General features: G+C 73.5%; 20 protein-coding genes and 2 pseudogenes. 12 read left to right on the top strand and 10 right to left on the bottom strand.

The window, feature by feature from the left end; genetic code table 11:
- Positions 1-238, top strand: a pseudogene (locus tag AB0917_RS16460) (hypothetical protein); the annotation flags it as partial.
- On the opposite strand, the gene AB0917_RS16455 reads toward AB0917_RS16460, so the two are convergent.
- From AB0917_RS16455 to AB0917_RS16445, 3 genes are all read right to left on the bottom strand, one after another.
- Complete coding sequence (locus tag AB0917_RS16455) at positions 226-936, bottom strand: 4'-phosphopantetheinyl transferase superfamily protein (protein WP_366820222.1); 711 nt, start codon at positions 934-936, stop codon at positions 226-228. The pseudogene AB0917_RS16460 and the gene AB0917_RS16455 sit on opposite strands and share 13 nt — an antisense overlap.
- Positions 933-1,895 (bottom strand): metallophosphoesterase, encoded by a 963-nt coding sequence (locus AB0917_RS16450; RefSeq protein WP_366820221.1) that lies wholly within the window; start codon positions 1,893-1,895, stop codon positions 933-935. Before AB0917_RS16450 ends, AB0917_RS16455 begins: the two co-directional genes overlap by 4 nt.
- 141 nt (positions 1,896-2,036) lie before the next feature.
- Positions 2,037-4,238 (bottom strand): PI-PLC domain-containing protein, encoded by a 2,202-nt coding sequence (locus AB0917_RS16445; protein ID WP_366820225.1) that lies wholly within the window; start codon positions 4,236-4,238, stop codon positions 2,037-2,039.
- Positions 4,239-4,323: 85 nt separating this feature from the next.
- Between AB0917_RS16445 and AB0917_RS16440 the strand changes: the two genes are divergently transcribed.
- On the top strand, positions 4,324-5,211 hold the full coding sequence (locus AB0917_RS16440) for a glycosyltransferase family 2 protein (RefSeq protein ID WP_366820220.1): 888 nt from the start codon (positions 4,324-4,326) through the stop codon (positions 5,209-5,211).
- 39 nt (positions 5,212-5,250) lie between these two features.
- On the opposite strand, the gene AB0917_RS16435 is transcribed toward AB0917_RS16440, so the two are convergent.
- Together AB0917_RS16435 and AB0917_RS16430 are read right to left on the bottom strand one after the other, a co-directional pair.
- Complete coding sequence (locus tag AB0917_RS16435) at positions 5,251-6,453, bottom strand: MraY family glycosyltransferase (protein WP_366820219.1); 1,203 nt, start codon at positions 6,451-6,453, stop codon at positions 5,251-5,253.
- 305 nt (positions 6,454-6,758) lie between these two features.
- Positions 6,759-8,339: an amidohydrolase gene (locus AB0917_RS16430; protein WP_366820218.1), complete on the bottom strand. Its 1,581-nt coding sequence runs from the start codon at positions 8,337-8,339 to the stop codon at positions 6,759-6,761.
- Between the two features lie 213 nt (positions 8,340-8,552).
- Between AB0917_RS16430 and AB0917_RS16425 the strand changes: the two genes are divergently transcribed.
- The 3 genes and pseudogenes from AB0917_RS16425 to AB0917_RS16415 form a co-directional block, all read left to right on the top strand.
- A complete protein-coding gene (locus AB0917_RS16425) occupies positions 8,553-9,497 on the top strand; it encodes a methionyl-tRNA formyltransferase (RefSeq protein ID WP_366820217.1) in 945 nt (314 codons plus the stop codon).
- Between the two features lie 18 nt (positions 9,498-9,515).
- On the top strand, positions 9,516-10,328 hold the full coding sequence (ddaH, locus tag AB0917_RS16420; RefSeq protein ID WP_366820216.1) for a dimethylargininase: 813 nt from the start codon (positions 9,516-9,518) through the stop codon (positions 10,326-10,328).
- A gap of 195 nt (positions 10,329-10,523) precedes the next feature.
- Positions 10,524-10,679: pseudogene (locus tag AB0917_RS16415) on the top strand (DNA-binding transcriptional regulator); the annotation flags it as partial.
- 151 nt (positions 10,680-10,830) lie between these two features.
- Here AB0917_RS16415 and AB0917_RS16410 read toward each other — a convergent pair.
- Positions 10,831-12,246: a GAF domain-containing SpoIIE family protein phosphatase gene (locus tag AB0917_RS16410; protein ID WP_366820215.1), complete on the bottom strand. Its 1,416-nt coding sequence runs from the start codon at positions 12,244-12,246 to the stop codon at positions 10,831-10,833.
- A gap of 264 nt (positions 12,247-12,510) precedes the next feature.
- On the opposite strand from AB0917_RS16410, the gene AB0917_RS16405 reads away from it, so the two are divergent.
- The 4 genes from AB0917_RS16405 to AB0917_RS16390 all read left to right on the top strand — a co-directional run bounded on the left by AB0917_RS16405 (position 12,511) and on the right by AB0917_RS16390 (position 18,765).
- Positions 12,511-12,903, top strand: coding sequence for a CU044_2847 family protein (locus tag AB0917_RS16405; protein WP_366820214.1), 393 nt, complete (start codon positions 12,511-12,513; stop codon positions 12,901-12,903).
- A 2-nt stretch (positions 12,904-12,905) separates the two neighbouring features.
- Positions 12,906-15,119: a trypsin-like peptidase domain-containing protein gene (locus AB0917_RS16400; RefSeq protein WP_366820213.1), complete on the top strand. Its 2,214-nt coding sequence runs from the start codon at positions 12,906-12,908 to the stop codon at positions 15,117-15,119.
- A gap of 65 nt (positions 15,120-15,184) precedes the next feature.
- Positions 15,185-16,204, top strand: a complete 1,020-nt coding sequence (locus AB0917_RS16395; RefSeq protein WP_366820212.1) for an AAA family ATPase — start codon at positions 15,185-15,187, stop codon at positions 16,202-16,204.
- Positions 16,201-18,765, top strand: a complete 2,565-nt coding sequence (locus tag AB0917_RS16390) for an SAV_2336 N-terminal domain-related protein (RefSeq protein ID WP_366820211.1) — start codon at positions 16,201-16,203, stop codon at positions 18,763-18,765. Before AB0917_RS16395 ends, AB0917_RS16390 begins: the two co-directional genes overlap by 4 nt.
- 78 nt (positions 18,766-18,843) lie before the next feature.
- Here AB0917_RS16390 and AB0917_RS16385 read toward each other — a convergent pair whose 3' ends face one another.
- Complete coding sequence (locus AB0917_RS16385) at positions 18,844-19,443, bottom strand: TetR/AcrR family transcriptional regulator (RefSeq protein ID WP_366820210.1); 600 nt, start codon at positions 19,441-19,443, stop codon at positions 18,844-18,846.
- Between the two features lie 85 nt (positions 19,444-19,528).
- Between AB0917_RS16385 and AB0917_RS16380 the strand changes: the two genes are divergently transcribed.
- On the top strand, positions 19,529-20,524 hold the full coding sequence (locus tag AB0917_RS16380; RefSeq protein WP_366820209.1) for a saccharopine dehydrogenase: 996 nt from the start codon (positions 19,529-19,531) through the stop codon (positions 20,522-20,524).
- 35 nt (positions 20,525-20,559) lie between these two features.
- Here the strand turns inward: AB0917_RS16380 and AB0917_RS16375 are convergent, their stop codons facing one another.
- The gene (locus AB0917_RS16375; protein ID WP_366820208.1) at positions 20,560-22,011 is read right to left on the bottom strand and encodes an NAD(P)/FAD-dependent oxidoreductase; all 1,452 of its coding nucleotides are present in this window, start codon (positions 22,009-22,011) and stop codon (positions 20,560-20,562) included.
- A 116-nt stretch (positions 22,012-22,127) separates the two neighbouring features.
- Between AB0917_RS16375 and trxA the strand changes: the two genes are divergently transcribed.
- Positions 22,128-22,526, top strand: coding sequence for a thioredoxin (trxA, locus tag AB0917_RS16370; RefSeq protein WP_015612920.1), 399 nt, complete (start codon positions 22,128-22,130; stop codon positions 22,524-22,526).
- Between the two features lie 269 nt (positions 22,527-22,795).
- On the opposite strand, the gene AB0917_RS16365 is transcribed toward trxA, so the two are convergent.
- Both AB0917_RS16365 and AB0917_RS16360 read right to left on the bottom strand, forming a co-directional pair.
- A complete protein-coding gene (locus tag AB0917_RS16365) occupies positions 22,796-23,062 on the bottom strand; it encodes a hypothetical protein (RefSeq protein WP_366820207.1) in 267 nt (88 codons plus the stop codon).
- Between the two features lie 55 nt (positions 23,063-23,117).
- Positions 23,118-24,137 carry a LacI family DNA-binding transcriptional regulator gene (locus AB0917_RS16360; RefSeq protein WP_366820206.1) on the bottom strand — a complete coding sequence of 340 codons (1,020 nt, stop codon included), beginning with the start codon at positions 24,135-24,137 and terminating at the stop codon, positions 23,118-23,120.
- Between the two features lie 132 nt (positions 24,138-24,269).
- Between AB0917_RS16360 and AB0917_RS16355 the strand changes: the two genes are divergently transcribed.
- Complete coding sequence (locus AB0917_RS16355; RefSeq protein ID WP_366820205.1) at positions 24,270-24,737, top strand: type II toxin-antitoxin system PemK/MazF family toxin; 468 nt, start codon at positions 24,270-24,272, stop codon at positions 24,735-24,737.
- The last annotated feature ends 139 nt before the right edge of the window (positions 24,738-24,876 follow it).

The raw sequence follows: 24,876 nt of genomic DNA, 5'->3' as shown, positions 1-24,876 counted from the left end.
GATCCGCCTGGCCCCCGGCGGCGGGGGCGGGAGCATCCTGGCCGTCGTCGAGCCCGCGGTCGTCCGGGCGGCCGTCGTGCACGGCCTGTCGCTGCCGCTCGAGGCGTTCTGGCGACTCGACGTCGCGCCCCTGGTCCTCACGGAGCTGAGTGGCCGCTCTGGCCGGTGGAACGTCCGGCTGGGCCGCCCGCTCGCCGCCCCTCAGGAGCCCGGGGAGCCGCCCGCTCAGGGCTCCTGAACCCCGCCCGCCTCCGGCCGGTCCGGCCGTAGCAGCACCGCCGTGGCGACGATGCCGTCCTCGATCCGCCACCGCCCGTCCAGGACCGGCGGCAGGGCCGGATCGGTGCGCAGCAGCCGGGCGGTGAAGGTGCCTTGCGCCGCCCGGCCCCCCTCCCGGTCGTCGTCCCGGTGGAAGGCCACATCCGCCTCCTCGAAGTCCAGCTCGGTCAGGGTGAGCGGGTACCAGACCTTGAAGACGCTCTCCTTGGCGCTGAACAGCACCCGGTCCCAGTGGATCCCCCCGGCCTCCCCGGCTCGCGGCCCGGTGAACCGTTCACGCTCCGATGGGCTCACCACCAACTCCCCCACGCCTTCGGGCAGCGGGGCGTGCGGCTCGGCGTCGACGCCGAGCGACAGCACGTCCGCCGAGCGCGCCAGCGCCGCCGCCCGGTACCCCTCGCAGTGCGTGAGGCTGCCGACGATCCCCTCGGGCCACAGGGGCATCCCGCGCTTCCCGTGGAGTACGGCGACGGGTTCCAGGCCGAGTCGGCGCATGGCCCGCCGGGCACAGGCCCGCGCGGTCGCGAAGTCGTTCCTGCGCTTGGGGACGCTCCTGGCGACCAGTTCCGCCTCCTCGGGGAAGAGCGTCCCGTCCGGCACGCTCTCCTGGCGCGTCGCGGCGCAGGAGACGTACGCGGGCAGCAGCCGCTCGATCACGAGGAGCCCCCCGGGGCGGCGGTGCCGGTACGGGCCGGGGGCTCGGACTCCGGTTCGTAGGGGAGGATCTGGCGCAGCAGGCCGCGCGGGTGGCCCCTCTCGCGCCACTCCCTCGGATAGCCGATGGAGACCTCCTCGAAGCGCACGCCGTCGTACCAGGTCGTACGGGGGATGTGGAGGTGTCCGTAGACGACGGCCGCGACGTTGAAGCGGCGGTGCCAGTCGGCGGTCAGTTCGGTGCCGCACCACTGGGCGAACTCCGGGTACCACAGCACCGACGTGGGTTCGCGCACCAGTGGCCAGTGCCCGGCGAGGACCAGCGGGATGTGGGGGTCGTGCGCGGCGAGCCTGCGCTCCGTCTCCGCGACCCTGGCCCGGCACCAGTCGTCGCGGGTCGCGTAGGGGTCGGGGTCGAGCAGGAACTCGTCGTTGCAGACGATGCCGGACTTGTGCGCGACGGCCAGCGACTCCTCCTTGGTGTGCGTGCCGGGGGCGCGGAAGGTGTAGTCGTACAGCAGGAAGAGCGGCGCGATCGCCACCGGCCCCTCGGGGCCGGGCCACAGCGGGAAGGGGTCCTCGGGGGTGATCACTCCCAGCTCGCGGCAGAGCTCGACGAGGTGTTCGTACCGGGCCTGGCCGCGCAGGTGGACCGGGTCCTTGTCCATGCTCCACAGCTCGTGGTTGCCGGGCGTCCAGATCACCTGGGCGAAGCGGTCCGCGAGGAGGCCCAGCGCCCACCGGATGTCGTCGGGGCGCTCCGCCACGTCGCCCGCGACGATGAGCCAGTCCGCGTCGGTGGTGGGGTGGAGGGACTCCACGATGGGCCGGTTGTCGGTGACCGCCGCGTGGAGGTCGCTCACGGCCAGCAGGCGTCCGGTCCCCTGCTGGGCGGGGGGCCCGCCGGGGGACGGAACTGCTGAGGGGGCGCTGGGCGGTGCGGGATCGCTCGGTGCGGTCATGTGCGCTGGTTCCCCGTTCTGTCGGCCGTCGTCCGGCTCCGTCCGCGCGGGAGTGGAGCCGCTGGGAACGTAGCCTCTCATGAGCCTCCGACACCCGCCCCCGGGTTGGCCCGGAAGGCTGGGAGCCGGGCTGAGGGAGGGTCAGCCGCGGTCCCGTGCGCGGTGTTTGTTCAGTTCCTCCACCGCTCCCGGTGCGTCGCCGACGGTCGTGTAGTCGACGGCGACGAAGTTCACCGGGCTGCCGCGCTCGGCCTCGCAGCTCCGGGCCCGCTCCAGCAGCCAGTCACGGGAGTTGATCCGGCCCGCGTCCAGCCTGCTGCCGCCGCCGTTCGTGACGAAGTGGTTGAGCAGGAAGAGGCGCTTGCCGGTGCCGCCGCGGTTCGGTTCGCAGCTCATCTCGTCGGGGCTGCGGAAGGCGAACGGGGTCTCCATGCCGTACCGGTAGAAGTTGCGGTACCAGGGCTCCGGGCCGTCCGCCTTCTCGGCGAACACCACCAGCCGACGGCCGCTGTCGATCATCTCCTCCAGCGTGGGCCACGGCTCGTCGGGGTCCTCGGAGGGGGTGTGGAGCAGGTCGTCGAGGCCCGCCCGGTGGAACGCCTGCGCGGTCTCCTCGGCGCCGATGTCGTCCTGGACGATCAGCGTCACGATCTCGGTGGGGTTGGCGCGCAGCCAGGCGCCGATGTCCTCCAGGGCCGGGCCCAGTTCGATCGCGCCGGCCCGGCAGACGCTGTGGCAGAGCCAGAGGCCCTCGCGCGGCGGGTTGGCCTTGTCGATGGCGGCGGAGATCAGCCGGCGCTGCTCGGGGGTGAACTCGGGGTCGTCGAGCCGGGCGGCGATGTCCTGCGGGCTCTCCCAGTGGTACGTGTCCAGCATGAGGGCCCGGACACCGGTGTCGAGCTGGGTGGTGATGTCGGGGTCCTGGAGAGGGCCGATGAACCGGTCGGCGGTGGTGGACATGGCGTTGTGGGCCGTGAGGTGGGCGACCTCGTCGTACCGCAGCTCGCAGAGTTCGGTGCTGCCCTGGCAGCGGCGGGGCGCCGACGGGCCGAGTACGGGCGGGACGAGCAGGGCGCCCGCCAGCGCGGCACAGGTCACGCCCGCGGCCACTCCCCGTACGGCGGTGGGTGCGGGAAGGGTGCGCGGGCGCACCAGGAACGCCCAGCCGATGGCGGTGAGGAGGACGCCGCCGACGAGGGCCGTGAGGGCGGCGGTCAGGCCGGTGGCCACCGCCTGGTCCACGGCGTTGCGCTGGAGGTCCTCGACCAGGGCGGTGACGCTCGGCGGCCAGGAGGGCCGGGTGGCGAGGAAGCGGCCCCCGGTGGCCTGCCGGGCCGACAGGACGGCCGCCGCCGCGAGGACCCCGCCGCAGGCGACCGCCTGTCCCAGCCCCATCAGCCGTCGGGTGGGGGCGCTGGGGCCGGTGGCCCAGAGCATCGCGAGGGAGGCCAGGGCCAGGACGGTGGCCAGGATCTGGAGCTGGGTCAGCCGCCGCACCCGCTCGCGGGCCTGCTCCAGGGCGTCGAGATCGTTGCCCGCCGCTGCCAGGGTCGCGGTGAGGTCCCACGTACCTCCCTGGAGCGTGGTGCGCAGATCGGCGGCGGCGGTCCGGGAGCCGTCGGCGAGTGCGGCGGCCGCGGTCGTCGCCAGCGCCGTCGACACGTCGCCCCGTCCCAGGGCCACCTCCACATCGGGGCGCAGCTCCGTCCGTTCCCGCTCGGGCACCAGCCTCAGCAGGGCGTCGGTGGCGCGGGCCGCCTGTTCGTCGGTGAGGGGCAGGGCGGGCAGGGCGGGTGCGCGGCCTTCCCTGAGGGCTTCGAGCGCGGTGGTGAGCTCGTCGGTGAAACGGGCGAAGTCCGGTTCCTCCTGGTTCTGGAGGTTGGCGACCAGGTCGCCGAAGTAGATGCGGGCGAGGTCGGCCAGGTTCTGCAGCACCGGGTCGATGTCCACGGTCAGCCGCAGTTCGTCGGTGTCGCCGCGCAGGTAGCCGGTGAGCGCGTGGATCTGCTGGTCGGTGAGTGAACGCACCGTCGTCGGCGGCAGGACGACCCTGATGTTGGAGGTCACGAGCGCCTCGGGCACGGGCAGGTGGGCGAGGAGGTCGCGGGTGACGGGGGCGATGGCCGGGTCGACGAGCACCTCGCTGTAGAGACGGTCGTACGCCGACTCCTCGTCCAGGACGGACTGGTAGAAGCCCGGCGACAGCACGGTGGCGCGGACGGTCGAGGTCAGCGCCACCGTCATCACGCTGAGCGCGGCCAGCACGAACGCCACGACGCGCACCGCCCGGCGGGTGCGGCCCGGGGCCAGGGGGCCGGGCTCCGAGGGGAAGGGGTGCTCCATCGGTGCTGCGCTCACTCACTCAGCCTATGCGGATTATCAGCTTTTATGCATGAATGATGAGATTCGAGCATTGAGGAGCTCCGCGGTGCACTCCGTCCACCTGGCCGTGCTGATGACGAGTCACAACCGTCGCGCGAGAACCCTGTCGGCGCTGAGCGCCCTGGAGTCCCAGCGCGGGCTTCCGGCCCACGCCACGCTGGGCGTGCATCTGGTGGACGCGGGCAGCACCGACGGTACTCCGGAAGCCGTCCGCCTGCTCCATCCGTCCGTGGAGGTCATGTCGGTGGGCGCGGACGTCCCCCGTAACCAGGCGATGCGCATCGCCAGCCGCAACAGCCGCAGCGGCGGGGGCGGCGGAGGCTCGCACAGCGGCAGACCGGGCGGCCCGAGCCACCGGTGGACGCACCAGCTGTGGCTCGACGACGGGGTGGAGCTGTTCCCGCGGGCCCTCGCCGGACTCCTGGGCGCGGCGGACGCGGTCGGGACCGCGGCGGTCGTCGTCGGTGCGGTCCGGGGCGCGGACGGGGCCACGGTCTACTCGGGGCGGCGCGGCCGGAACCTCGCGCTGGTGGAGCCCGGCGGGGAGCGCCCCGAGCCGTGCGACACGTACGACGGCCGGGTGGTGCTGCTCTCCCGGGCCGCGCACGACCTGGTCGGGGACCTCGACAAGGTCTTCCGCCACCGGATGGGCGACTACGACCACGGGTTCCGCGCCCGGCGGGCCGGGGTCCCCGCCTTCGTCGCCCCCTCACCGGTCGGTGTGTGCGCTCAGGGCCCCGGTCTCCCCGGCTCCGGCGAACCGGGAATCGGGGTGCGGGAGGCGCTGCGCCGGGTGACCTCCGTACGGGAGCTGCCGCCGCGCCAGTGGTGGGTGTACTGCCTGCGCCACACCTGGCCGTGGGCGCCGTTCCTGATGGTGTCTCCGTACGCGCGGACGGCGGCCCGCGCCACGCTCGGGCGGTGGCGGGGGTGATGCCGCCGCCACCGGCCGGTGACCGCCCGGACCGGCCCGTCAGCTCCGGTCGGCGGTGAGGCCGACGGCGGGGCGGCCGGTGGGCGGCGGGGGGACGGTGGGGCGGCCGGCGGCGGTCCTGGCCGACTCGGCGGCCGACGGCGCGGTGCTCGCGGATGCGGTGCGGGCCGGTGCGGTGCTCATCGGTGCGGGCGACATGGGCGGAACGGCGGCGCCGGTGGCCGGGCGGCGAGCGGCGGGCCTGGGCCGGGCGACGTACGCCGGGATCCTCAGCAGCGCGAGGACGGCCGGCGCGCTGCCCACAGGTGGTACGAGGGCGAGTGCGGGGTGCAGCAGCCCGACGTACACCAGCGTGCCGGTCGCCACCGCCGCGCCCGCCCACAGGCCGAGGACGACGGCCGTCCCGGGCACGGTGACGCGGATCCGGCGCAGCCGGTGCGCGATGTGGTCGCCGCCGTCCTGGAGCAGGGGGCGGCGGGCGCGCCGGCGGGAGGCCAGCACGAGGGCGGTGTCGGCGAGGACGACGGTGGCCAGCACGGGCAGGGCGGCCCAGGCGGCGCGTTCCGGCGGTGCCGCCGCGTGGATCAGCGCGCCGGAGGACGCGAGGAGGAAGCCGGTGAAGAGGGAGGCGGACGCGCCGGGGCGGATGCGCGCGGGGTGCCAGTTGTGGAGCAGGAAGCCGATGAGCCCCGCGAGCAGGGCGGCGGGCAGCAGCGCGAGCCCCGGCCGGCCGTCGACGGCGGCGCAGACGAGCAGCCCGGCCGCCGTGACGGCGCCGACGGCCGCCAGGACCCCGTCGGAGGTGTCGAGCAGGGCGAAGGCGTGGGTGAGGGCGACGATCCAGACCACGGCCAGGGTTCCCGCCACCGGCGACAGACCGGCGAGGCACACCGCGAGCGTGGCGGCGCCCGTCTGGACGGCGAGCCGCAGGGGGAGGCCGAGTGGACGCACATCGTGGACGAGCCCCAGGGCGGCGACGATCCCGGCTCCGGCCAGCAGTCCGGTGACGGTCCGTCCCCCGTCGCCCGCGGCGCCGAGCGCCGAACCGGCGGCGGCAGCCGTACCGACGCCGAGGACGACCGTGGCGCCACCCAGTCTGCGCACCACCCCGGCACGGGCCGGGTGCCCGCCCGGCTCGCGGTCGGCCCCGCGACGGAGCGCCGTACGGCGGACGCCCTTGGCGAGTACGACCGTGATGAACAGCGCGGCCACACCGGAGGCGATGATCCCAAGCACGTTCACCTGCCCTGCCTTTCCTCGTTCGTGAACAGCGGCGCGCGGGGCGCCGGGCGACCGGTGGAACACGGCGGCCCGGCGCTCGTCCGGTTGCGGTGTCGGGGTGTCATGGGACGCCAGTCGAGTGGCGGTTCTCCCCAACCTACGGGGCCAATGTCCCTATTCACCCTGAATAACACGAAAAAGGAGGTGATTCCCTGATCTCCTGGCCAGGACGGCGGCGGGCGAAACCCCCGTCCGGGCGCCTCGGGCATGAGAGACGTCCGGCATGCAGGACATCGGGCGTGACAGGCATCCGGCGTGACGGGCCCTCAGGCGTGCGGGGCCTCCCGGGTGTCCCGGCCGTCCACGAACGTCGCCACGATCTCGATGTCACCGATCCGCGCGGTGTCGACCCGGTGCGGGTCGTCGCCGAGGACCACCAAGTCGGCGCGCTTGCCCGGGGAGAGGGTGCCCGCCGTCTCCTCCCAGCGGCAGGCGTGGGCGCCGGCGACCGTGTACGCCCGTACGGCCGCCCCGACGTCGATCGCCTCGTCCCCGCCGATGATCCGGCCCGACGCGGAGGCCCGTTCGACCATGAACTGGATCGCCCGCAGCGGGGAGCCGTCGGCGACGGGCCGGTCGGAGGAGCCGACGAGGGTGACGCCGTGGTCCAGGAACCCCCGGCCGCGGTACATCCAGCCGGCCCGCCGCTCCCCCATCACCGTCGCGTAGTCGTCACCGAAGTGGCGCAGGAAGGCGGGCTGGACCACCGCGCTCACACCGAGCTCGGCGAAGCGGGGCAGCTGGTCGGGGCGGATGAGACCGGCGTGCTCGATGCGGTGGCGCGCGTCCGGCCGGGGCTTCAGCTTCTGGGCCTGCTCCAGGGCGTCCAGGGCGAGGTCGGCGGCGCGGTCGCCGATCGCGTGGACGGCGAGCTGCCAGCCGGCGAGGTGGCCGTCGACGATGAGGCGGGTGAGCCGGCCGGGGTCGTCCTGGAGCCGGCCCGTGTCGTCGGTCCCTTCGTACGGGGAGGTGAGCGCGGCCGTGCGGGCCATCATGCCGCCGTCGGTGTAGATCTTCAGGGCGCCCAGGGAGAGCCAGTCGTCGCCGAACCCGGTGCGCAGCCCGAGGTCGAGGGCCTGGGTGAAGCCGTCGTCGGGGTGGGCGGCCCGGGTACGCAGGGTGTCGCCGGACGCCATGAGCTGAACGCGCACGGGCAGCCGCCCCTGGTCGCGGAGGAGTTGGTAGGCGCCGAGTTCGACGGGGCTGTGGCCCAGCAGCCCGCCGCCGACGCCGGCCTCGGCGCAGGCGGTGATCCCCTCGGCGAGGCAGGCGCGGGCGGCATGCTCGATGGCGTCGGCGAGCTCCTCCTGGGAGTACGGCAGACGCAGCCGGCGGGCCGCGGTCATGGCGCTCTCGGCCAGGAAGCCCTCCTCGTGCTCCACATCGGCCGGCAGCAGCTCCAGGACGGCGGTGTTGACGACGCAGGCGTGTCCGGAGTCGTGCATCAGGAAGACCTTGCGGCCGTGGCTGACCCGGTCCAGTTCGGCGGCGGTCAGATGGCGGCCCAGCGCCCGCTGGTCGTACCCGGCGATATCCAGCCAGGCACCGAGGGGTGCCGGGCGCCGGGCGGCCTCGTCCACCGCGGCGAGGATGTCCCCGGCCCGCTCGCACGGGGCGACGCTCGGCGTACGGGCCTTCAACCCGGCCCAGGCGAGGTGGACATGGCTGTCGATGAAGCCGGGCAGCACGGTGGCGCCCCCGAGGTCGACCACCTCGCGGGCCGGCAGGGAGGTCACCGCCTCGTCCAGGCCGACGATCCGGCCCCGCCAGATGCCCAGGTCACGGGCGACGGGGTGGTGCGGGTCCATCGTGAGGATGCGGGCGTTCGTCAGCCTCGTACAGAGCATGGGAGATCCCTCCCCGTCGCGGTCGGACCCACGGCGCACGGCCGGAGAGCGGGCCGGGCCAAGCTAGCCCGCCCGCCCCCGCCTGTCGACGGCATGGCGCGATTCCGGCCGATCCGATCCGTCAACCTCGCTGTGAATCATGGGACGTTGTGCTCTTAGGTAAGCCTTGCTTTACTAAGCGCCGGTCCATCGTTCTTCCAAGGAGGCACCTCCATGCGGGTCGTCATGTTCGGTTACCAGACCTGGGGGCACCGCACCCTGCAAGCGCTGCTGGACTCCGAGCACGACGTGGTGACGGTCGTGACGCACCCGCGAAGCGAGCACGCCTACGAGAAGATCTGGAGCGACTCGGTGGCCGACCTGGCGGAGAAGCACGGGATCCCCGTGATCATCCGCAACCGGCCGGACGACGCGCTCCTGGACCGCCTCAAGGAGGTGGCCCCGGACATCATCGTGGCCAACAACTGGCGGACATGGATCCCGCCGGAGATCTACGACCTGCCGGTCCACGGCACACTGAACATCCACGACTCCCTGCTGCCCGCCTACGCGGGCTTCTCGCCGCTGATCTGGGCGCTCATCAACGGCGAACCGGAGGTCGGCGTCACCGCCCACCTGATGGACGAGGAGCTGGACGCGGGCGACATCGTCGTCCAGCGGTCGGTCACCGTCGGACCGGCGGACACGGCCACCGACCTCTTCCACCGGACGGTCGACCTCATCGCCCCGGTCACCACCGAGGCGCTGGACCTGATCGCCTCGGGGCAGACCGAGTTCACCCCGCAGGACCGGTCCCGGGCCAGCTTCTTCCACAAGCGGGCCGAGGAGGACATCCGTATCGACTGGAGCTGGCCGGCCGAGGACCTGGAGCGTCTGGTCCGCGCCCAGTCCGCTCCGTACCCGAGCGCCTTCACCTTCCACAAGGGACAGCGGCTCGAAGTCGTCTCCGCCGTCGTGTCCGACGGCCGCTACGGCGGAACCCCGGGCCGGATCTTCTACCGCGAGGGCGACGGCGTCGTGATCGTCGCCGGAGCCGACGCCCGGACCGGCCGCAACCACGGTCTGGCCATCACTCGCGTACGGACCGAGGACGGCCGCGAACTTCCCGCGACCGAGCACTTCACCTCGATGGGCGGCTATCTCACCGGCCGCCCCTGACGATCGGGACCCTCACCCATGCGTACCGCACGTGCCCGGCACTACCTCATGTGCCGGCCCACCCACTTCGACGTGGTCTACTCCATCAACCCGTGGATGGACCCGAAGAAGCCCGTCGACACTCCGCTGGCCATCGCCCAGTGGGAGCGACTGCGCGAGGTCTACCTGAGCCTCGGGCACACCGTCGACACCATCGAGCCCGTCCGTGGTCTGCCCGACATGGTCTTCGCCGCCAACGGCGCCACGGTCGTCGACGGGCGCGCCCTCGTGGCGCGCTTCCGCGACGCCGAGCGCATCGCCGAGGGCCCGGCCTACCACGACTGGCTACGCGACAACGGCTTCCCGGACCTGCGTACCGCGAGTGTCGTCAACGAAGGGGAGGGCGACTACCTGCTCGTGGGCGACCACCTGCTCGCCGGGACGGGGTTCCGCAGCGACCCCCGCTCCCACGACGAGGCCCAGGAGTTCTTCGGCCGCCCGGTGATCGGGCTGACCCTGGTGGACCCCGACTACTACCACCTGGACACCGCCCTCACCGTGCTCGACGAGAGGACGGTCGCCTACTACCCGGGGGCCTTCTCCCCCGGCAGCCTCGCCGTCCTGCGACGGCTCTTCCCGGACGCCGTGATCGCCTCGGCCCAGGACGCAGAGGTGTTCGGCCTCAACGCCACGTCGGACGGGCTGAACGTGGTCCTCCCCCAGAACGCCACCGGCCTCGCGGACCAGCTCCGCGACCGCGGCTTCAACCCGGTCGGCGTGGACCTCTCCGAACTCCTCAAGGCGGGCGGCAGCGTGAAGTGCTGCACGCTGGAACTGCGGGCGGCGGGCTGATCCACCGCTCCCGGTGCCCCCGGCCGGGTCGTCGATCCGGCCGGGGGCACGGGCACGGGCACGAGGCTCAGGGGGCGCAGGGGGCGATCGAGAGGCCGGCCCGTGACGCCTGACCGGCCACCACTCCGACCGCTACTCCGGCCGCCCACGGGCCGTCGCCCGGCAGCGCTCCAACAGGGCTGCTACTGGCTGGTGTTGACCATCCAGGTGACCTTCCAGGATGCGCGGCACGCCGAATGGGCCCTGGGGAAGCTCGCCACGGACGCGGAGGCCCTGGCCCCGGAGTGGCCGCGCACCGCCCTGCGCGACCGCGCCACCGCACTCGCCACCGGCTACGGAGCGTCCCGCTGAGCGAGCGGCTACCCGCCCGGTGGCCCGCTGACGGGCGACCGGCCGCCCACCTGACGACGACGGCGAGACGGAGCCCCGTTCCGGCCGAAGCCGCTGGACATGTACGGGGCAGGCCCGGCCTCTTCGGCCCGGCGGTGTCGGCCTCCCGGGTTCAGGGGGTGGCCACGGCGGGACCGGCGTGCGGGGGCGCCGTTCTGACCGCGATCAGGGCGATGTCGTCCGCGCCGCCCCCGGCCATACCTTCCAGGATCTCGTCGCAGAACGTCGTGAGCGGCTCGCGGGCCAGGGCCGCCGCGTGCTGCCGCAGGCGCGCCAGGCCCCGGTCCAGGTCCTCCTCACGGCGCTCGACGAGGCCGTCCGTGTAGAGCAGCACGGTCGAGTCGGGCGGAAGAGTGTCGGTCGCGGCGGGGCGGTGGCCCTCGGGTTCCACTCCGAGCATGATGCTACGGCCGCCGCTGAGGAAGCGGGTCTCCCCGTCGTGCGTCACCAGCAGGGGGGCCGGATGGCCCGCGACCGCGTAGTGGAACAGCCACGGCTCGTCCGCGCCCAGCCGTTCCACCAGCGCGTAAATGCAGGTCAGCGTCTGATCCGGGTAGAGGATGTGGTGGGCCGCGTCCAGCCGGGCGAGGATCTTGCCGGGCGGTTCCTTGCGGTCGCAGGCGATGCCGCGCAGCATGTTGCGGGTCTGGCTCATCATGACCGCGGCCCGCAGGTCATGGCCCGCGATATCGCCGATGATCAGTGTCATCGCGCCGTCCGGCAGCACGAAGGCGTCGTACCAGTCGCCACCGACCCGGGCCGTGGCACTCGCCGACCGGTAGCGGGCCACCACTTCCAGCGGCCCGTCCGTGGGCAGGTCGGGCAGCAGGGAGCGCTGGAGCCGCTCGGCCGTGTGCTGCGCCTCGGCGTGCAGGCGCGCGTTGTCGACGGCCAGCGCCACCCGGTGAGCGAGGTCCTCGACGAGGGAGAGGGTGTCCTCGGTCAGCCGGGCCGCGCCGTGGGTACGGGCCAGCGTCAGCACGCCGAGCACCTGGCGCCGGGCTCGCAGGGGGGCGACCACCGCCGTGTCGGCCGCGAGCCGTTCGAAGAGCTCCTTCTCCCGGGCGCACAAGGGGTCGTCCGTCTCCTTCGACGGGGGAAAGTCCGTGAGCAGTACGGGTCCCACACCCAGCAGCGCACGGGCGGCCGAGGCCGCCGAGCCTTCGGGCGGGGGAAGGAGCCCTTCGTCCAGGCCCGGAGAGGTCAAGTCGGCGTCCCGGTGCTCGACGACGAGCCTGTGCAGCCGCCCCTGCTCGTCCAGCAGGTCGACCGCGCACCAGTCGGCCAGACCGGGGATGAGCGTGCGGCAGAGCCGGCGGAGCCCCTGGTCCACATCGAGCGTGCTGGACAGGGCCTCCGCCGCGTTGATGAGCAGCGTGAGCCGGTCCAGGGCGTGCTGGACCTCCTCGTCGACCTCGAAATGGTCCGCGCCGTCCGTGTCACCCTCCGTGTCGCCCTCCGTGTCGCCCTCCGGGCCGTCGACGCCGTGGTGAGGCGGGAGACCCGCGTCGTCCTGTTCCGGGCGCATTCCGGCTCCTTGCCTCTGTCGCGCGTACCGCTGGGACCTGAGTTGCCGACCCCCTCAGTCTCCAGCACGCGGGTGCGCCGGGCACGTGGGCGAGGACGGCGGGTCGCCCCGGGTATCCCGTGGATACGCGGGGTTCGTCAGGAGCCGGTGTCCGGCCGAAGCCGGCCACGCAGGCCTCCGTCGTGGACCGTCGTCCCGGTTCGCGGCGAACGGATCGGTGACATGCGCCTCGGTGGGCTCGTCGCATCGTGCACAATGCGGAGCATGCCGGAATACCTTGAACTCGACCTCGGCGGAGCAGCGTTACGCGTGGAGCTGGCTGCCGTGGGGGAGCCAGCACCGCTCCCCGTCCCCGTGGGCGCCACCGACGACGCCGACCTTCCCGAAGGCTTCGGTACCGCCACACCCGTGGCCAGGGGCCGGCGCGCCGCCGAGGTGGCGCAGGACGTCCTCAAGTCCGCGCTCAGCCCTCTCGGCCCCCTCCTCGAGGAGGTCCACGCGGCCGTCACCTCCACGGCGCACCCGCCCCAGGAGCTGACGGTCGAGTTCGGTGTCCAGATCGGCCAGGACCTCAAGCTCGGGATCGTGGGGGCGAACGGCCAGGCGACGATGACCGTGAGTGCCACCTGGCAGAACAAGGGCCCCGGCGAGGCATAGGAATGGGCTGGTTCAACCGCCGCTCCGCGCCCGGCTCCCACACCGCGCTGCTGCGCGGGAGTGACTCCAAGGCCGCCGGTGCCGCGGTCCTCCTCTCCTCGGCTCGCATCCTCACCTGCGCCCACGTCGTCAACGACGCTCTGGGCCGCGAACCGCTGAGCACCGAGCAGCCGGGGACCGATCTGGCCTTCGCCGTCTCCTTCCGCGGTGGTGACGCGGCCGCGGGTGTCACCGCCCGGCTGTCTCTGTGGCTGCCGCCCCAGAAACGGTCCGGCAGTCCGGTGTGGGGCGGTGACCTGGCTGTGCTGGAGCTGGACGAACCGGCCCCCGACTGGACCAGGCCCGTCGTCTGGCGGGACATGGTGGAGGGCATGGAGCTGCGGGCCTGGCACGGTGGCGGAGCCGCGATCACCTACGCGGACACCGTCGCCGGCCCCCAGGACGCCGGCTGCCGCTACCTGGACGGAGCCCTGACCGGTGCGGCCATCGGCCCCGGGTACAGCGGTGGCCCCCTGTGGGTCAGGTCCGACTTCACCGTCGCCGGGCTCGCCGTGGCCCAGGTGATGACGGGCGCTCCGGCGCTCCGGGCCCAGGACACCGTGCGCCGGGGCTGGGCCGTGCCGTGGCAGACCGTACGGGAGGAGATGACCCGGGCCGGAGCCGGTGACGTCGTCGCGGAGTGCCAGGTGGTGCGGCGCGGCCACACCTCGGGCCCCTGCGAGACCTCCGTACAGGCGATGGTGCCCGTGCTGCGCACGCTGCTGGACGACCCGGCCAGGCGGACCGACCACTGCCGCGAACTCCTGTACGCCCTGGGCTGTGACGCGCCGGCGGGCGGAACACAGGCGCCCACTCTCGACGAGCTGGCCACGGCCCTGCTCGTGGAGGACCGCGCGCTCGCCACGCTGTCCGAGTCACTGGCGCCGGCCGTCCGGCACGACCCGCGCCAGCGCCGGGCCCTGAGCGACCTGCTGGCACTCGGCCGCATCGAGGACCACGTCCGGCTGCTCTCCTTCGCCGAACACCGCCGGCTCGTGGCGGCCCTGCGGAGAAGCGTCGACGCCGATCCCGGTCTGATCGCGCGGGCCGCTCGTGAGGCCCTTCGGTTCATGAGCCTGCCGACCGTACTCTCGCACGCCTCCCGGCTGACCGTGGCGGACGTCGACGCGGTCGTCCTGGGCCTGGAGGACTACCCCGACGGGGGGCTCGCGTCCACGCAGTCCATCCCGGTTCCCGCGCTGCTCAGACTGGCCGAGTTCACCGCCGCGGCCACGGCGGACAGCGCCAACCGCACGGATCTGCGCGCCTGGTGCGACCGTGTCGCCGGCCGGCTGGGAATCAGCCCGTCGGCGCTGGCGGAGCGGCGGGCCGACGCCGAGGCGTGGGCCGCCCACCAGCCGTCCCCCGTCACCCGCATCGGCACCCGCCTCACCGCGGAGGGCACCGAGCCGGCCGGCCGCTTCCGCTGCGAGATCTGGCTCTGGCACAGGGACGGCACGCGTGTGGGCGTCACCACCCCGAAGGACTTCCTGCTGCCCGAGGAGATCGGCAGGCTGATACGCCGGACGGCGGAGGGCAGCCGCGTACCGGGCGAGCCGCCGCCCTCCCAGGTCGACGTGGTCGTCGGCCCCGCCCAGCTCGAGATCGACGTGGACGGCTGGGAGACGGGCAGCGAACTGGCGGACGCCCTGCCCGACCTCGCGGCGCTCCGGGACGTCCTGCCCGATGTCAGCGGACTCAGCATGGCGCTGGGCAGCCGCTACCAGGTCGCCCTCCGGTGCCCCGAGCTCGTCGTCAGGACCCACGGCGAGGTCCGGCGCCGCTGGGCCGCCGACGCACCTCACTCACTGGTGGTCGGCGATCCCTCCGTCGATATCCAGCACCTCTACGAACTCCTGAACAGCGCGCACCGCGACACCGTCCGGGTGGTGCTGCACGGCCCGCCGCAGCAGCGGAGCCGGCTGCTGCCGGTGTGCCTGGCGATGGGCGTCCCCGTCGTCCTGTGGGACCGGGCGGCGGTGTCGCACGAGGACGCGTCCCGGCTCGAGGAGCTCGATCCGACCGGCCCGCTGGACAAGCTCCCGGAGCGGCTCCAGAACTTCCGTACCACCGTCTACGGCACAGGGGCGGACCTTCCGGCAGCCAGACCGGCCCTCGTATGGCACGACGCCGAACTGTCGCTGCCCGGCCCCCTGCACTTCGCGGACCCGCTGTGACACGCCACCGCTGACGGCGCGCCGGCTCCCTCCCCGTACGTCCCCGACCAGGAAGCAGAGACACGATGACGGCCCAGTCACCTCAAGGGCACCACGACCCGGCCGGCGGCCGGCAGGACGCCGGCTGGCGGCTGTTCAAGGGCGACGGCCGGGCACGTGACGTCTCCTTCCCCCAGGCACCGCCGTGGCGGCGCTTCGGGGACAAGGAAGCGCGCTCCCGGCGCACCCGGCCCTACCTCATCGGACCGGAGGAGGCCGACGTCGTCAACGCCGCGCTGCTCCTGCGCAGGCCGCTGCTGGTGACCGGCCACCCGGGGACGGGCAAGTCCTCCCTCGCGCACGCCCTGGCCCATGAACTGTCCCTGGGCCGCGTCCTGCACTGGCCGGTCAACAGCCGCACCACCCTCCAGGACGCGCTCTACCGCTACGACGCGATCGGCCGCCTCCGCGAGACGAACATGCAGCGGGACCCGGACGGCCGTGACGACTCGCCTCGGGAGGAGCCGGGCATCGGCTCCTACGTACGTCTCGGCCCTCTCGGCACCGCGCTCGTGCCCTCGGCCTCGCCCCGGGTCCTCCTCGTGGACGAGCTCGACAAGGGCGACGTCGACCTGCCGAACGACCTGCTCAACGTCTTCGAGGAGGGCGAGTTCGAGATCCCGGAGCTGGCACGGCTCACGCAGGAGCAGTCGTCCGTGAGCGTCATGACCGCCGACTCCGACGTCTGGACGGACGTCGTCCGGGGACAGATCCGCTGTACGGAGTTCCCCGTCGTCATCATCACGAGCAACGGCGAACGCGACTTCCCGCCCGCCTTCCTGCGCCGGTGCGTCCGTCTGGACCTCCCGGAACCGGACGAGGACAGGCTGCGCGCCATCATCTCCGCCCATCTGGACCTGGACGGCGAGGTGGGCGTCACGGACGGGTACGACGACTTGATGCGCGCCTTCCTCGCGCGCAGGGCCCGCGGTGAGCTGGCCACGGACCAGCTGCTCAACGCCGTCTTCCTGCGTCGCGGTGGCGTCGGACTGGACGCCGAGGGGCTGCTGGACGCCGTACTGCACCGCCTCGGCCGAACCTTGTGACCGGCGAGCCCGGGTTCGGGCGGGTCCGCGGGGCCCTGTCCGGGAACGACAGGCCGCTCGACGCCGAGGAGCTGCTCGACGTCCTGTGGCTGGCCGCCCGGCTGCCGCCGGCCGCCGCCACGGCGCTGGCGCGCGCCGCGGACCTCGCCGAGCCGTCGGCCACGGCTCCCGCCCGCACGGACGCCGACGACCCCGCCCCGGCCGCTCCCCCGCGGCCCGGCCCGCACGCGGGGGACGCGACCGTGGCGGACACCGGGCCGGACCCCGGCCCCCGGCCGGCGAAGGAGACCGGCCTGCACGCCTCACCCGCCGCACAGCCTCCCGCCCGCTCCGATCGGGCGGCGATGGCCGTACGAGCCCCTGGCATCAAGGCGCTCGGCAGCGCGGAACTCCGCCTGGGGCGAGCCCTGCGCCCCCTGAAACACATGCGCCCCGACTTCCTGCGCACCGAACTCGACATCGACGCGACCGTCACGTCCATGGCGGAGACCGGGCTCCCCGATGCCGTACTCCGCCCGGCCACGACCCGCTGGCTCGACCTGGCCGTCCTCGTCGACGACGGCGTCTCCATGCTCCTGTGGCAGGGGCTGGCCGGGGAGCTCCGGGGCCTGTTGCAGCGCTGCGGCGCCTTCCGGCACGTACGGGTGCACGGCCTGGACACCCGCGGCGCCGCCGGGCCCCGGTTACGCAGCCGCCCCTACGGCGCCGCGGCGGCGACGCTGCCCATGTCCACGGTGCTCGACCCCGCCGGCAACACGCTGCTGCTCGTCGTGAGTGACGGCGTCGGCGGAGCCTGGCGGGACGGCTCCATGCACGAGGCGCTGCTGCGCGCCGCGTCGGCCGGGCCGACGGCGGTGGTTCACGCCCTGCCCCGGCGGCTGTGGGCCGGAACGGGCATCGACGCGCGGTCGTGGCGGGTGACGGCACGGCGCAGAGGCGCGGCGAACCGGACCTGGCACATCGAAGACCCGCTCCTGCCCCCTGAACTCGCGCCCTTCGACGGGGTACCCGTCCCGGTGCTGGCCACCGACGGCGACGCCGTCGGCGCCTGGGCCCAGCTCATCGGCTCACCCGGGGACACCACGGTGCTGCCTCTGCTCACCCCGCCGTCTCCGCCTGCCACCGCTCCGGTGCCGTCCCCCGCCGCGCCCCCGGGCCACGCCGTCGGCGCGGAGGAGGCCGTCATGCGCTTCCGGGACTCCGCGTCCACGGACGCCTATCGCCTGGCGGCGCACCTGGCCTCCGTGGCCCCGCTCCCGGTACCGGTGATGCGGCTCGTCCAGCACGCGGTGACACCGGCCGTGGACACCTCCCACCTGGCCGAGGTCTTCCTCGGCGGGCTCATGCGTGGCACCGACGGGACGGACCGGCCTCCACACCAACGGACCTTCGACTTCGCGGAGGAGACCCGGCGGATCCTGCTCGGCACCGTGCCGCCCGCCGAACTGGTCCGCACCACGAGGGCGGTCACGGCCCAGCTCTCCGAGCTCAGGGGCTCCCCGGCCGACTTCCCGGCCTGGCTTCCGCACCCCGATGGCGTGGACCGGGTGGCCTCCGGGTCAGGACGGCCGTTCGGCTGGGTGGACGAGACCCTCATGCGCAGACTGGGTGTCTCGCCGCCGGACGTCTCCGGGCGGGAGACACCTCCGCCGCCGTCGCACGAGGAACTGCGGCCTCTGCCGCCCGGTCCGGCGCTCGCCCTCGACACGACGAACTGGCGTCGGCTGGCGGTCTCCGATCAGCGCTTCGAGGGCCGGTGGGCCCTGCCGTACGAGGTGTTCGCCGAGTACAACCCGGTCGCGAACGGCGGCGTCTTCCTCGCGCACGACGGGGAGGGACGTCTTCTGGTCATTCGCAGACTGGACGGGGAACTCGACCCCCACCATCTGGTGGCGACGGAGGTCCTCGCGCTCCAGCGCATGGGTGGCTCCTGCGCGCCACAGCTGATGGCCTGGGAAACCGACCACGAGCGACCGTGGTACGCCGTCCTGTGTTCCCTGGACGAGCCGGCGGAGCCCGCGCCCAATCTGCGTGACTTCACCCAGCAGCACGGGCTCCTGCACCATGCGGGCCTGCTCACCGTCGCCCGTCAGCTCGCGCGCGGCCTGGCCCGCGCCCACAGGCTGGGCCTGGTCCATGGCTCCCTGACGTCCGGCAGGGTGCTGATCGCAGGGCGGGACGCACAGATCACGGGGTGGATGACCGCGTCGGTGGACGGTGTGGTCAGCCGGCACTGGTCCATCCATCGTCAGCATCCACGCTTCCGTGCCCCGGAGTTGAACGACGGTTCGCAGGCGCCGACTCGGGAGGCCGACATCTATGCCCTCGGGTGTGTCCTGGTGGAGGCCGCCGTCGGCCAGAACCACGCCGGCCGCCTGGCCGACGCACTGGAGTCGGCGGAGGGGCAGCTCACGCCCGCGTTCATCGGCATCCTCCGAGCCTGCCTGCGGACCGACCCCGATCTCAGACCCTCCGCGCATGTGCTGCGGCAGGCTCTCGACACTCTCGGAACCGGGAGACCGCCCCGTTCACCGTCGCCCTCGGCCTGGACGCCGGGCTGAACTCCGTCCGACTCGGCCCGCGGCAACCCGGTGACACCACGAGTTCAGCCGCGGTGACGGCCGGCCCCGGTGTCGGGTTCAGAGGCGGTATCGGCCGGTCCCGGTGTCGAGGCCGCCCACGATCAGGGCGGTCAACGTGGTGACCGCTTCGCCGTCGGTTGCCCGCTCCCGGTTCAGCTCGGCGGCGATAGCCTCGGCCGCGCCCAGCATGCCGACACACCGCAGCCGGAGGGCCTGGGGCGCGAGGCCGGAGTACGGCAGCAGCGCGGTGGCCATCAGCTCCGCATAGCTGTCGGTCAACTCGTACTGGACCGCCTCCATCTCCGGGTTCCCTTTCAGCGCGGCGGAGACGGCGCTCAGCTCCGGCATGTCGGTGGCGCAGGCGAAGTAGGCGGTGCTGATGACGCGGGCGACCTCGTCGACGCCGGGTGCGGCGTCCCGCAACGCCTGAGTGATCGCGGCCCGGTGGCGTTCGTCGAGTCGTCGGTGGAGCGCGAGCAGCAGGCCGGGGCGCGTGGCGAAGTGATCGTATGCGATCGGTCTGCTCACCCCGGCTTCCTCCGCGAGGGTGACCAGCGTCAGGCCGTCGGCGCCCCGCGTGCGCACGATCGCCACGGCGGTGTCGAGCAGCTGCTCCCGCCTGGCCTGCTTGGACAGGCGGGTCGGTGTCGTGGCCATGGCCCTCCCTTGCGCTCCCTCCCACATTAAGCTACAAAACGTAGGCTACAAAATGTAGCTTCATGGATCATGAGGGGAACCCACAGTGGGACAGGCTGAATCGGTACTGATCCTGGGCGGTACGGGCCAGGCGGGCACGGGGGCCACCACCCTCCTGCGCCGATGGCATCCGGCACTGCCGCTGACGATCGCGGGCCGTGACATCGATCGCGCACAGCGGGTGGCCGACGAACTCGGCGCCGCGACGGCCGTGACCATCGATCTGCGGCGCAGCGATCTCGGCCTCCCGGCCGACCGCGGCTACTCGATGGTGGTCGCCGCCCTCTGGGACGACCACCTGCACGGGCTGCGCTACGCGCAGCACCGGGGGCTGCCGTACCTCAGCATCTCCAGCGGCCTGGTGGACATCGCGCCGGAGGTCGTCGCGGGTGCCCAGCGGGCGAACGCCGCGCCGATCCTGGTGGCGAGCCACTACTGCGCCGGTACCGTCGTCCTCGCGGCACTGCACTCGGCCCGGCGGTTCGACCGGGTCGACACCATCCGGATCGGCGCCTCACTGGACGAACTGGACACCGGCGGACCCGCGGGAGCAGCGGATCTGCGGCGGTGGTCCACTGCCACCACGGCGGGACTCGTACGCCGGGACGGCGTCTTCACCTGGGTCACCGGCCCCGACGCACAGGCCGACATACGCAGTACCGACGGCACCCATCTGCCCGGCCGGAGCATCGCCGTCCTCGACGTACCGAGCCTCGCCCTCGCGACGGACGCGCCTGACATCCGCTTCGACTTCGCCGTCGGAGAGTCCGCGGGCCGCCGCCGCGGCGAACCCGCTTCCCTCGAGGTCCGGATCGACCTCGAAGGAGCAGGCCGAGGGGGTGCACCGATCAGTACGAGCCGCCACCTGGTCCACCCGGCAGGGCAGCGCCCCTTGACCGCGACCGGCATCGCCCTGGGCGTCGAGCGATTGCTCGGGCTGCGCGGCGAAGCCGTCGCTCCGGGCATCCACACCCCCGAGGCCCTGATCGACCCGGCCTACGCGGTCGAGCGCATGGCAGAGACCGGCGCCGCCTTCACGTGACGCAGACAAGGTGAAGGCGGCCTCAGCGGCGGTGCCTAACCCCTGTATGTCTCCAGCAGCCGCAGCCACACCTCGCTGATCGTCGGGTACGCCGGAACCGCGTGCCACAGCCGGTCGATGGGGACCTCGCCCACGACCGCGACCGTCGCTGAGTGCAGGAGTTCGCCGATTCCGGCGCCGACGAACGTCACGCCGAGCAGGATCTCGCGGTCCAGGTCGACGATCATCCGGGCCCGGCCCTGGTAGCCGTCGGCGTACAGGGCGGCGCCGGCGACCGAGGCGAGGTCGTAGTCGACGGCGCGGACCCGGTGGCCCGCGTCCTCGGCCTCGGCCAGGGTCAGGCCCACGGACGCGGCCTCGGGGTCGGTGAAGACGACCTGGGGGACGGCCGCGTGGTCGGCGGTGGCCGCGTGGGCGCCCCAGGGGCCGGTTTCGAGGGGCGGGTTCTTCCGGGCGCGGGCGGCGATCACGTCGCCCGCGACGCGGGCCTGGTACTTGCCCTGGTGGGTGAGGAGGGCGCGGTGGTTGACGTCCCCGACCGCGTACAGCCAGTCGGTGCCCTCGACGCGGCAGCTGTCGTCCACCGTGAGCCAGGAGCCGGGCTCCAGGCCTACCGTCTCCAGGCCCAGGTCGTCCGTGCGCGGGGCCCGGCCCGTGGCGAAGAGGATCTCGTCGGCCTCGATCCGGCCGCCGTCATCCAGCTCCACGGTGACGGGGCCCTCGGGTGCGGGCCGGTGCACGGCGGTGGCGGAGACCCCGGTACGGATGGTGGCGCCCGCCCCGGCCAGCGCCTCGGCCACCAGCTCGCCCGCGAAGGGCTCCATCTTCGGGAGCAGGCCCTTGCCGCGGACCAGCATCGTCACCTCGGCGCCCAGCGCCTGCCAGGCCGTCGCCATCTCCACGCCGACCACTCCCCCGCCGACGACCACGAGCCGGCCGGGCACCTCCTTGACGCTGGTGGCCTCGCGGCTGGTCCAGGGGCGGGCCTCGGCGATGCCGGGGAGGTCGGGGACGACAGCCCTGGTCCCGGTGCACACGGCGACGGCGTGCCGGGCGGTGAGCCGGTGCTCGGTGGAGTCGGGGGCGGTGACGGTGACCTCGCGGGGGCCGGTGAGGCGTCCCGTACCGCGGTGGATGTCGGCTCCGATGCCCTCCAGCCAGTCCACCTGCCCGTCGTCCTTCCAGTGGCTCGCCATCTCGTCCCGCCGGGCCAGGACGGCCGGCACGTCGAGAGGGCCCTGCACGGCGGCGCTCAGGCCCGGGACGCGGCGGGCGTCGGCGCGGGCGGCCACGGGGCGCAGCAGGGCCTTGCTCGGCATGCAGGCCCAGTACGAGCACTCGCCGCCGATCAGCTCGGACTCCACCACCGCCGTGCTCAGCCCCGCCGCGCGGGCCCGGTCGGCCACGTTCTCCCCCACCGGGCCCGCACCGATGACCACGACGTCGTACTGGTGGCCGCTCACCGCTTCAGTCACTGCATCAGTCATGGAAACAGTGTCGTCGGGAGTGTGCGCACCGGCCACATGGGAAGGCGGAATAGCGCAAGCGCGGTCACCGTTGTGCCGGACAGGTCCGAACGGGCACAGGAAGAGGTATCTGACGTATGAGCACCGTAGAGCTCACCAAGGAAAACTTCGATCAGGTCGTCAGCGACAACGGCTTCGTGCTGATCGACTTCTGGGCTTCCTGGTGCGGCCCCTGCCGACAGTTCGCGCCGGTCTACGACTCGGCGTCCGAGCGCCACCCCGACCTGGTCTTCGCGAAGGTCGACACGGAGGCGCAGCAGGAGCTGGCGGCCGCCTTCGAGATCCGGTCCATCCCGACGCTGATGATCGTCCGCGACAACGTCGCGGTCTTCTCGCAGCCCGGCGCCCTGCCCGAGGCGGCCCTGGAGGACGTCATCGGCCAGGCCCGGAAGCTCGACATGGACGAGGTCCGCAAGTCCGTCGAGGAGCAGAAGCGGGCGGCGGAGGCCGGGCAGGGACAGCCGGAGCCCCAGTAGCCCGCAGCGGCCGTTCCGGCACACGGCGCGCGAGCCGAGGGGCCCTGATCCGACACCGTGGAAGCGGTGTCGTGCGGTCGGGGCCCTTCAGCCGTGCCCGCGACCGGTCGGGCCCGCGTCCGGTCCTCCGCGCCCGGCCCGACGGCGCCCCCGCCAACGCCCGACGGCACCCCGGCCCGGCCCGTCGTACCGCCCCGGCCCGGCCCGTCGTACCGCCCCAGCCCGGCCCGTCGTACCGCCCCGGCTCGTCGTACCCGCCCCGGCCCCGGTCAGGAGGTGCGGCGATTCCCCCCGGCGACCTGGACCGACATGCCCGGGTCCAGTTCCTCCCCGTCGATCAGCACCGCCTCCACCGTGCGGGTCTCCGGGTCGATGTCCGCCTCCATGCCCTCGCCCGTGTACCGGGGGTAGCCCGAGGCCCCCGTCTCGCCGGTGGCGGCCACGACCGCCGAGCGGATCGGCCGTCCGGGGGCTCCGGTCCGCGTCCTGCTGTGGTCGGGGATCAGGAGCAGTTCGTAGTTCTGCGGATGGCTCATGGCCCCGACGCTAGACATCCGGCGCACCGCGCGCATGTCGTCGCGCCGGGGGCGGTCAGCTGGACTCGCGGTGCACGGCGCTGGTGCGCAGCAGGTCGTGGTGGACGGGGGCCGCGCCCGGGTGGTGGACCAGGCGGTCGATCGTCTCGGCCAGCGGGTCCGGCATCGCGAGCTCCATCCGGACCGTGCTGAGGCGGGGCCGCAGCAGCCTGCCGAGCAGCAGGTCGTCCGCTCCGACGACGGCCGTGTCGCCGGGTATCTCGACGCCCGCGTCCTGGAGGGCCCGCATCAGCAGCATGGCGTACTCGTCGTTGTACGCGAACACGGCGTCCAGCCCCAGCTCCGGCCAGCGGTACGCCAGCTGTGCCGCCGACTCCTCCTCGTAGCACAGCGGGAGGGGACGGACGTACGCTCCGGCCGGCTCCGCCGCCTGCCGGGCGCCGGCGAGGCGGGGTTCGGAGAACGGGGTCAGGCCTGGTTCCCGGGGCATCACCACGCCGATGCGGCGGCGGCCGCGCGCCAGCAGATGTCCGACCGCGCCGGCGCCGACCCGGCGTTGGTCCATGACCAGCCCGTGGGCGCCCTCCACCGGCTCCGGGCCCAGGGTGATCACCGCCTTCGCGCCGGAGCGGGTGAGGACGTCCGTGCCGTGCGGGGTGAGGGTGACGCCCGGCGGGACGACGACGGCGACGGGCCGCAGTTCGGCCCAGGCCCTGACCGCCTCGTCGTCGTCGAGGCCGGCGCTGCCGTACTGGACGACGGTGTAGTCCAGGCGGCGCAACCCCGCCTGGAGCTCCTGGAAGAAGCGCTGGTGGAGCGGGCCCGCCGGTATATGGCCGGAGGGCAGCAGGACCAGGCGGCTGTGTCCGGCACGCAGGCTTCGGGCGGCCGCGTGCGGTACGTAACCGAGTTGCGTGGCAGCCTCCCTGACACGGTGCCGGGTGGGTTCGCTGATCCGGACGGTGTCGTTGTTGTTCAGGACGTACGACACGGTGGCCCGGGACACTCCGGCGAGGCGCGCGACATCGGCGCTGGTCGGTACGGAGACTTCGGATGGCTTGGGTAACTGGCTCATGGCGTGCGGCAGTCTTCCAGATCCCCCGGGCCGGTTCTCGCCCCGGGGGCACCGCTGCGCACCGCACCGCCGCGGACCTCGTTCGGCGGACCCGCTCCCGGGGCCGGGCCGCGCAGGTTCTACGGTGTTGCGATGACGTTCCACCACAGCGCACAGCGCACCGACAGCCCGCCCCTGCCCCCCGGCAGCAGCGGTCCGACCGCCACCGTCCAGGCCGATCCGCGCGAGGTGGGCCCGGTCCGCACCTCGTACGCGCCCGACCGCGACGGCGCCCCCGATCCGGGCGAGATCGTCTGGACCTGGGTGCCGTTCGAGGAGAACGACGGGCGCGGCAAGGACCGGCCGGTCCTCGTCGTCGCCCGCGAGGCCGCGGGCACGCTGCTCGCCGTCCAGCTCTCCAGCAAGCAGCACGACATGGACCACGAGTGGGTGGCGCTGGGGGCCGGTCCCTGGGACAGCTCCGGCCGGCAGTCCTGGGCCGATCTGGACCGGGTGCTGCGGGTCCACGAGGACGGGATGCGGCGCGAGGCGTGCGCGCTGGACCGGGACCGGTTCGATTCCGTCACCGGGCGGCTGCGGGAGCGGTACGGCTGGAGCTGACCGCCGCTCGCCGGTGTGCCGCGCACGGCGCATGCTGGTCGTGGGAAGGGTGCGCGGCCACCGATTCGTGGTGGCTCGGGTGCACTCTTGTGCGATCCCGGGGTACGGGTTTGGGTGGTAGGTACGCAACTGAGAAGGA

The organism is Streptomyces sp. NPDC007346, assembly GCF_040703535.1.
Taxonomy (GTDB): domain Bacteria; phylum Actinomycetota; class Actinomycetes; order Streptomycetales; family Streptomycetaceae; genus Streptomyces.
The sequence above is the reverse complement of the archived record's forward strand: the minus strand, read 5'-3'. Positions and strand labels throughout refer to the sequence as shown.

Bases quoted from the DNA above. Each gene is read 5' to 3' on its own strand.
- AB0917_RS16450 (WP_366820221.1), bottom strand. From the start codon at position 1,895: ATGACCGCACCGAGCGATCCCGCACCGCCCAGCGCCCCCTCAGCAGTT.
- AB0917_RS16445 (WP_366820225.1), bottom strand. From the start codon at position 4,238: ATGGAGCACCCCTTCCCCTCGGAGCCCGGCCCCCTGGCCCCGGGCCGC.
- AB0917_RS16430 (WP_366820218.1), bottom strand. From the start codon at position 8,339: ATGCTCTGTACGAGGCTGACGAACGCCCGCATCCTCACGATGGACCCG.
- AB0917_RS16425 (WP_366820217.1), top strand. From the start codon at position 8,553: ATGCGGGTCGTCATGTTCGGTTACCAGACCTGGGGGCACCGCACCCTG.
- ddaH (WP_366820216.1), top strand. From the start codon at position 9,516: ATGCGTACCGCACGTGCCCGGCACTACCTCATGTGCCGGCCCACCCAC.
- AB0917_RS16410 (WP_366820215.1), bottom strand. From the start codon at position 12,246: ATGCGCCCGGAACAGGACGACGCGGGTCTCCCGCCTCACCACGGCGTC.
- AB0917_RS16405 (WP_366820214.1), top strand. From the start codon at position 12,511: ATGCCGGAATACCTTGAACTCGACCTCGGCGGAGCAGCGTTACGCGTG.
- AB0917_RS16400 (WP_366820213.1), top strand. From the start codon at position 12,906: ATGGGCTGGTTCAACCGCCGCTCCGCGCCCGGCTCCCACACCGCGCTG.
- AB0917_RS16395 (WP_366820212.1), top strand. From the start codon at position 15,185: ATGACGGCCCAGTCACCTCAAGGGCACCACGACCCGGCCGGCGGCCGG.
- AB0917_RS16385 (WP_366820210.1), bottom strand. From the start codon at position 19,443: ATGGCCACGACACCGACCCGCCTGTCCAAGCAGGCCAGGCGGGAGCAG.
- AB0917_RS16375 (WP_366820208.1), bottom strand. From the start codon at position 22,011: ATGACTGATGCAGTGACTGAAGCGGTGAGCGGCCACCAGTACGACGTC.
- trxA (WP_015612920.1), top strand. From the start codon at position 22,128: ATGAGCACCGTAGAGCTCACCAAGGAAAACTTCGATCAGGTCGTCAGC.
- AB0917_RS16365 (WP_366820207.1), bottom strand. From the start codon at position 23,062: ATGAGCCATCCGCAGAACTACGAACTGCTCCTGATCCCCGACCACAGC.
- AB0917_RS16360 (WP_366820206.1), bottom strand. From the start codon at position 24,137: ATGAGCCAGTTACCCAAGCCATCCGAAGTCTCCGTACCGACCAGCGCC.
- AB0917_RS16355 (WP_366820205.1), top strand. From the start codon at position 24,270: ATGACGTTCCACCACAGCGCACAGCGCACCGACAGCCCGCCCCTGCCC.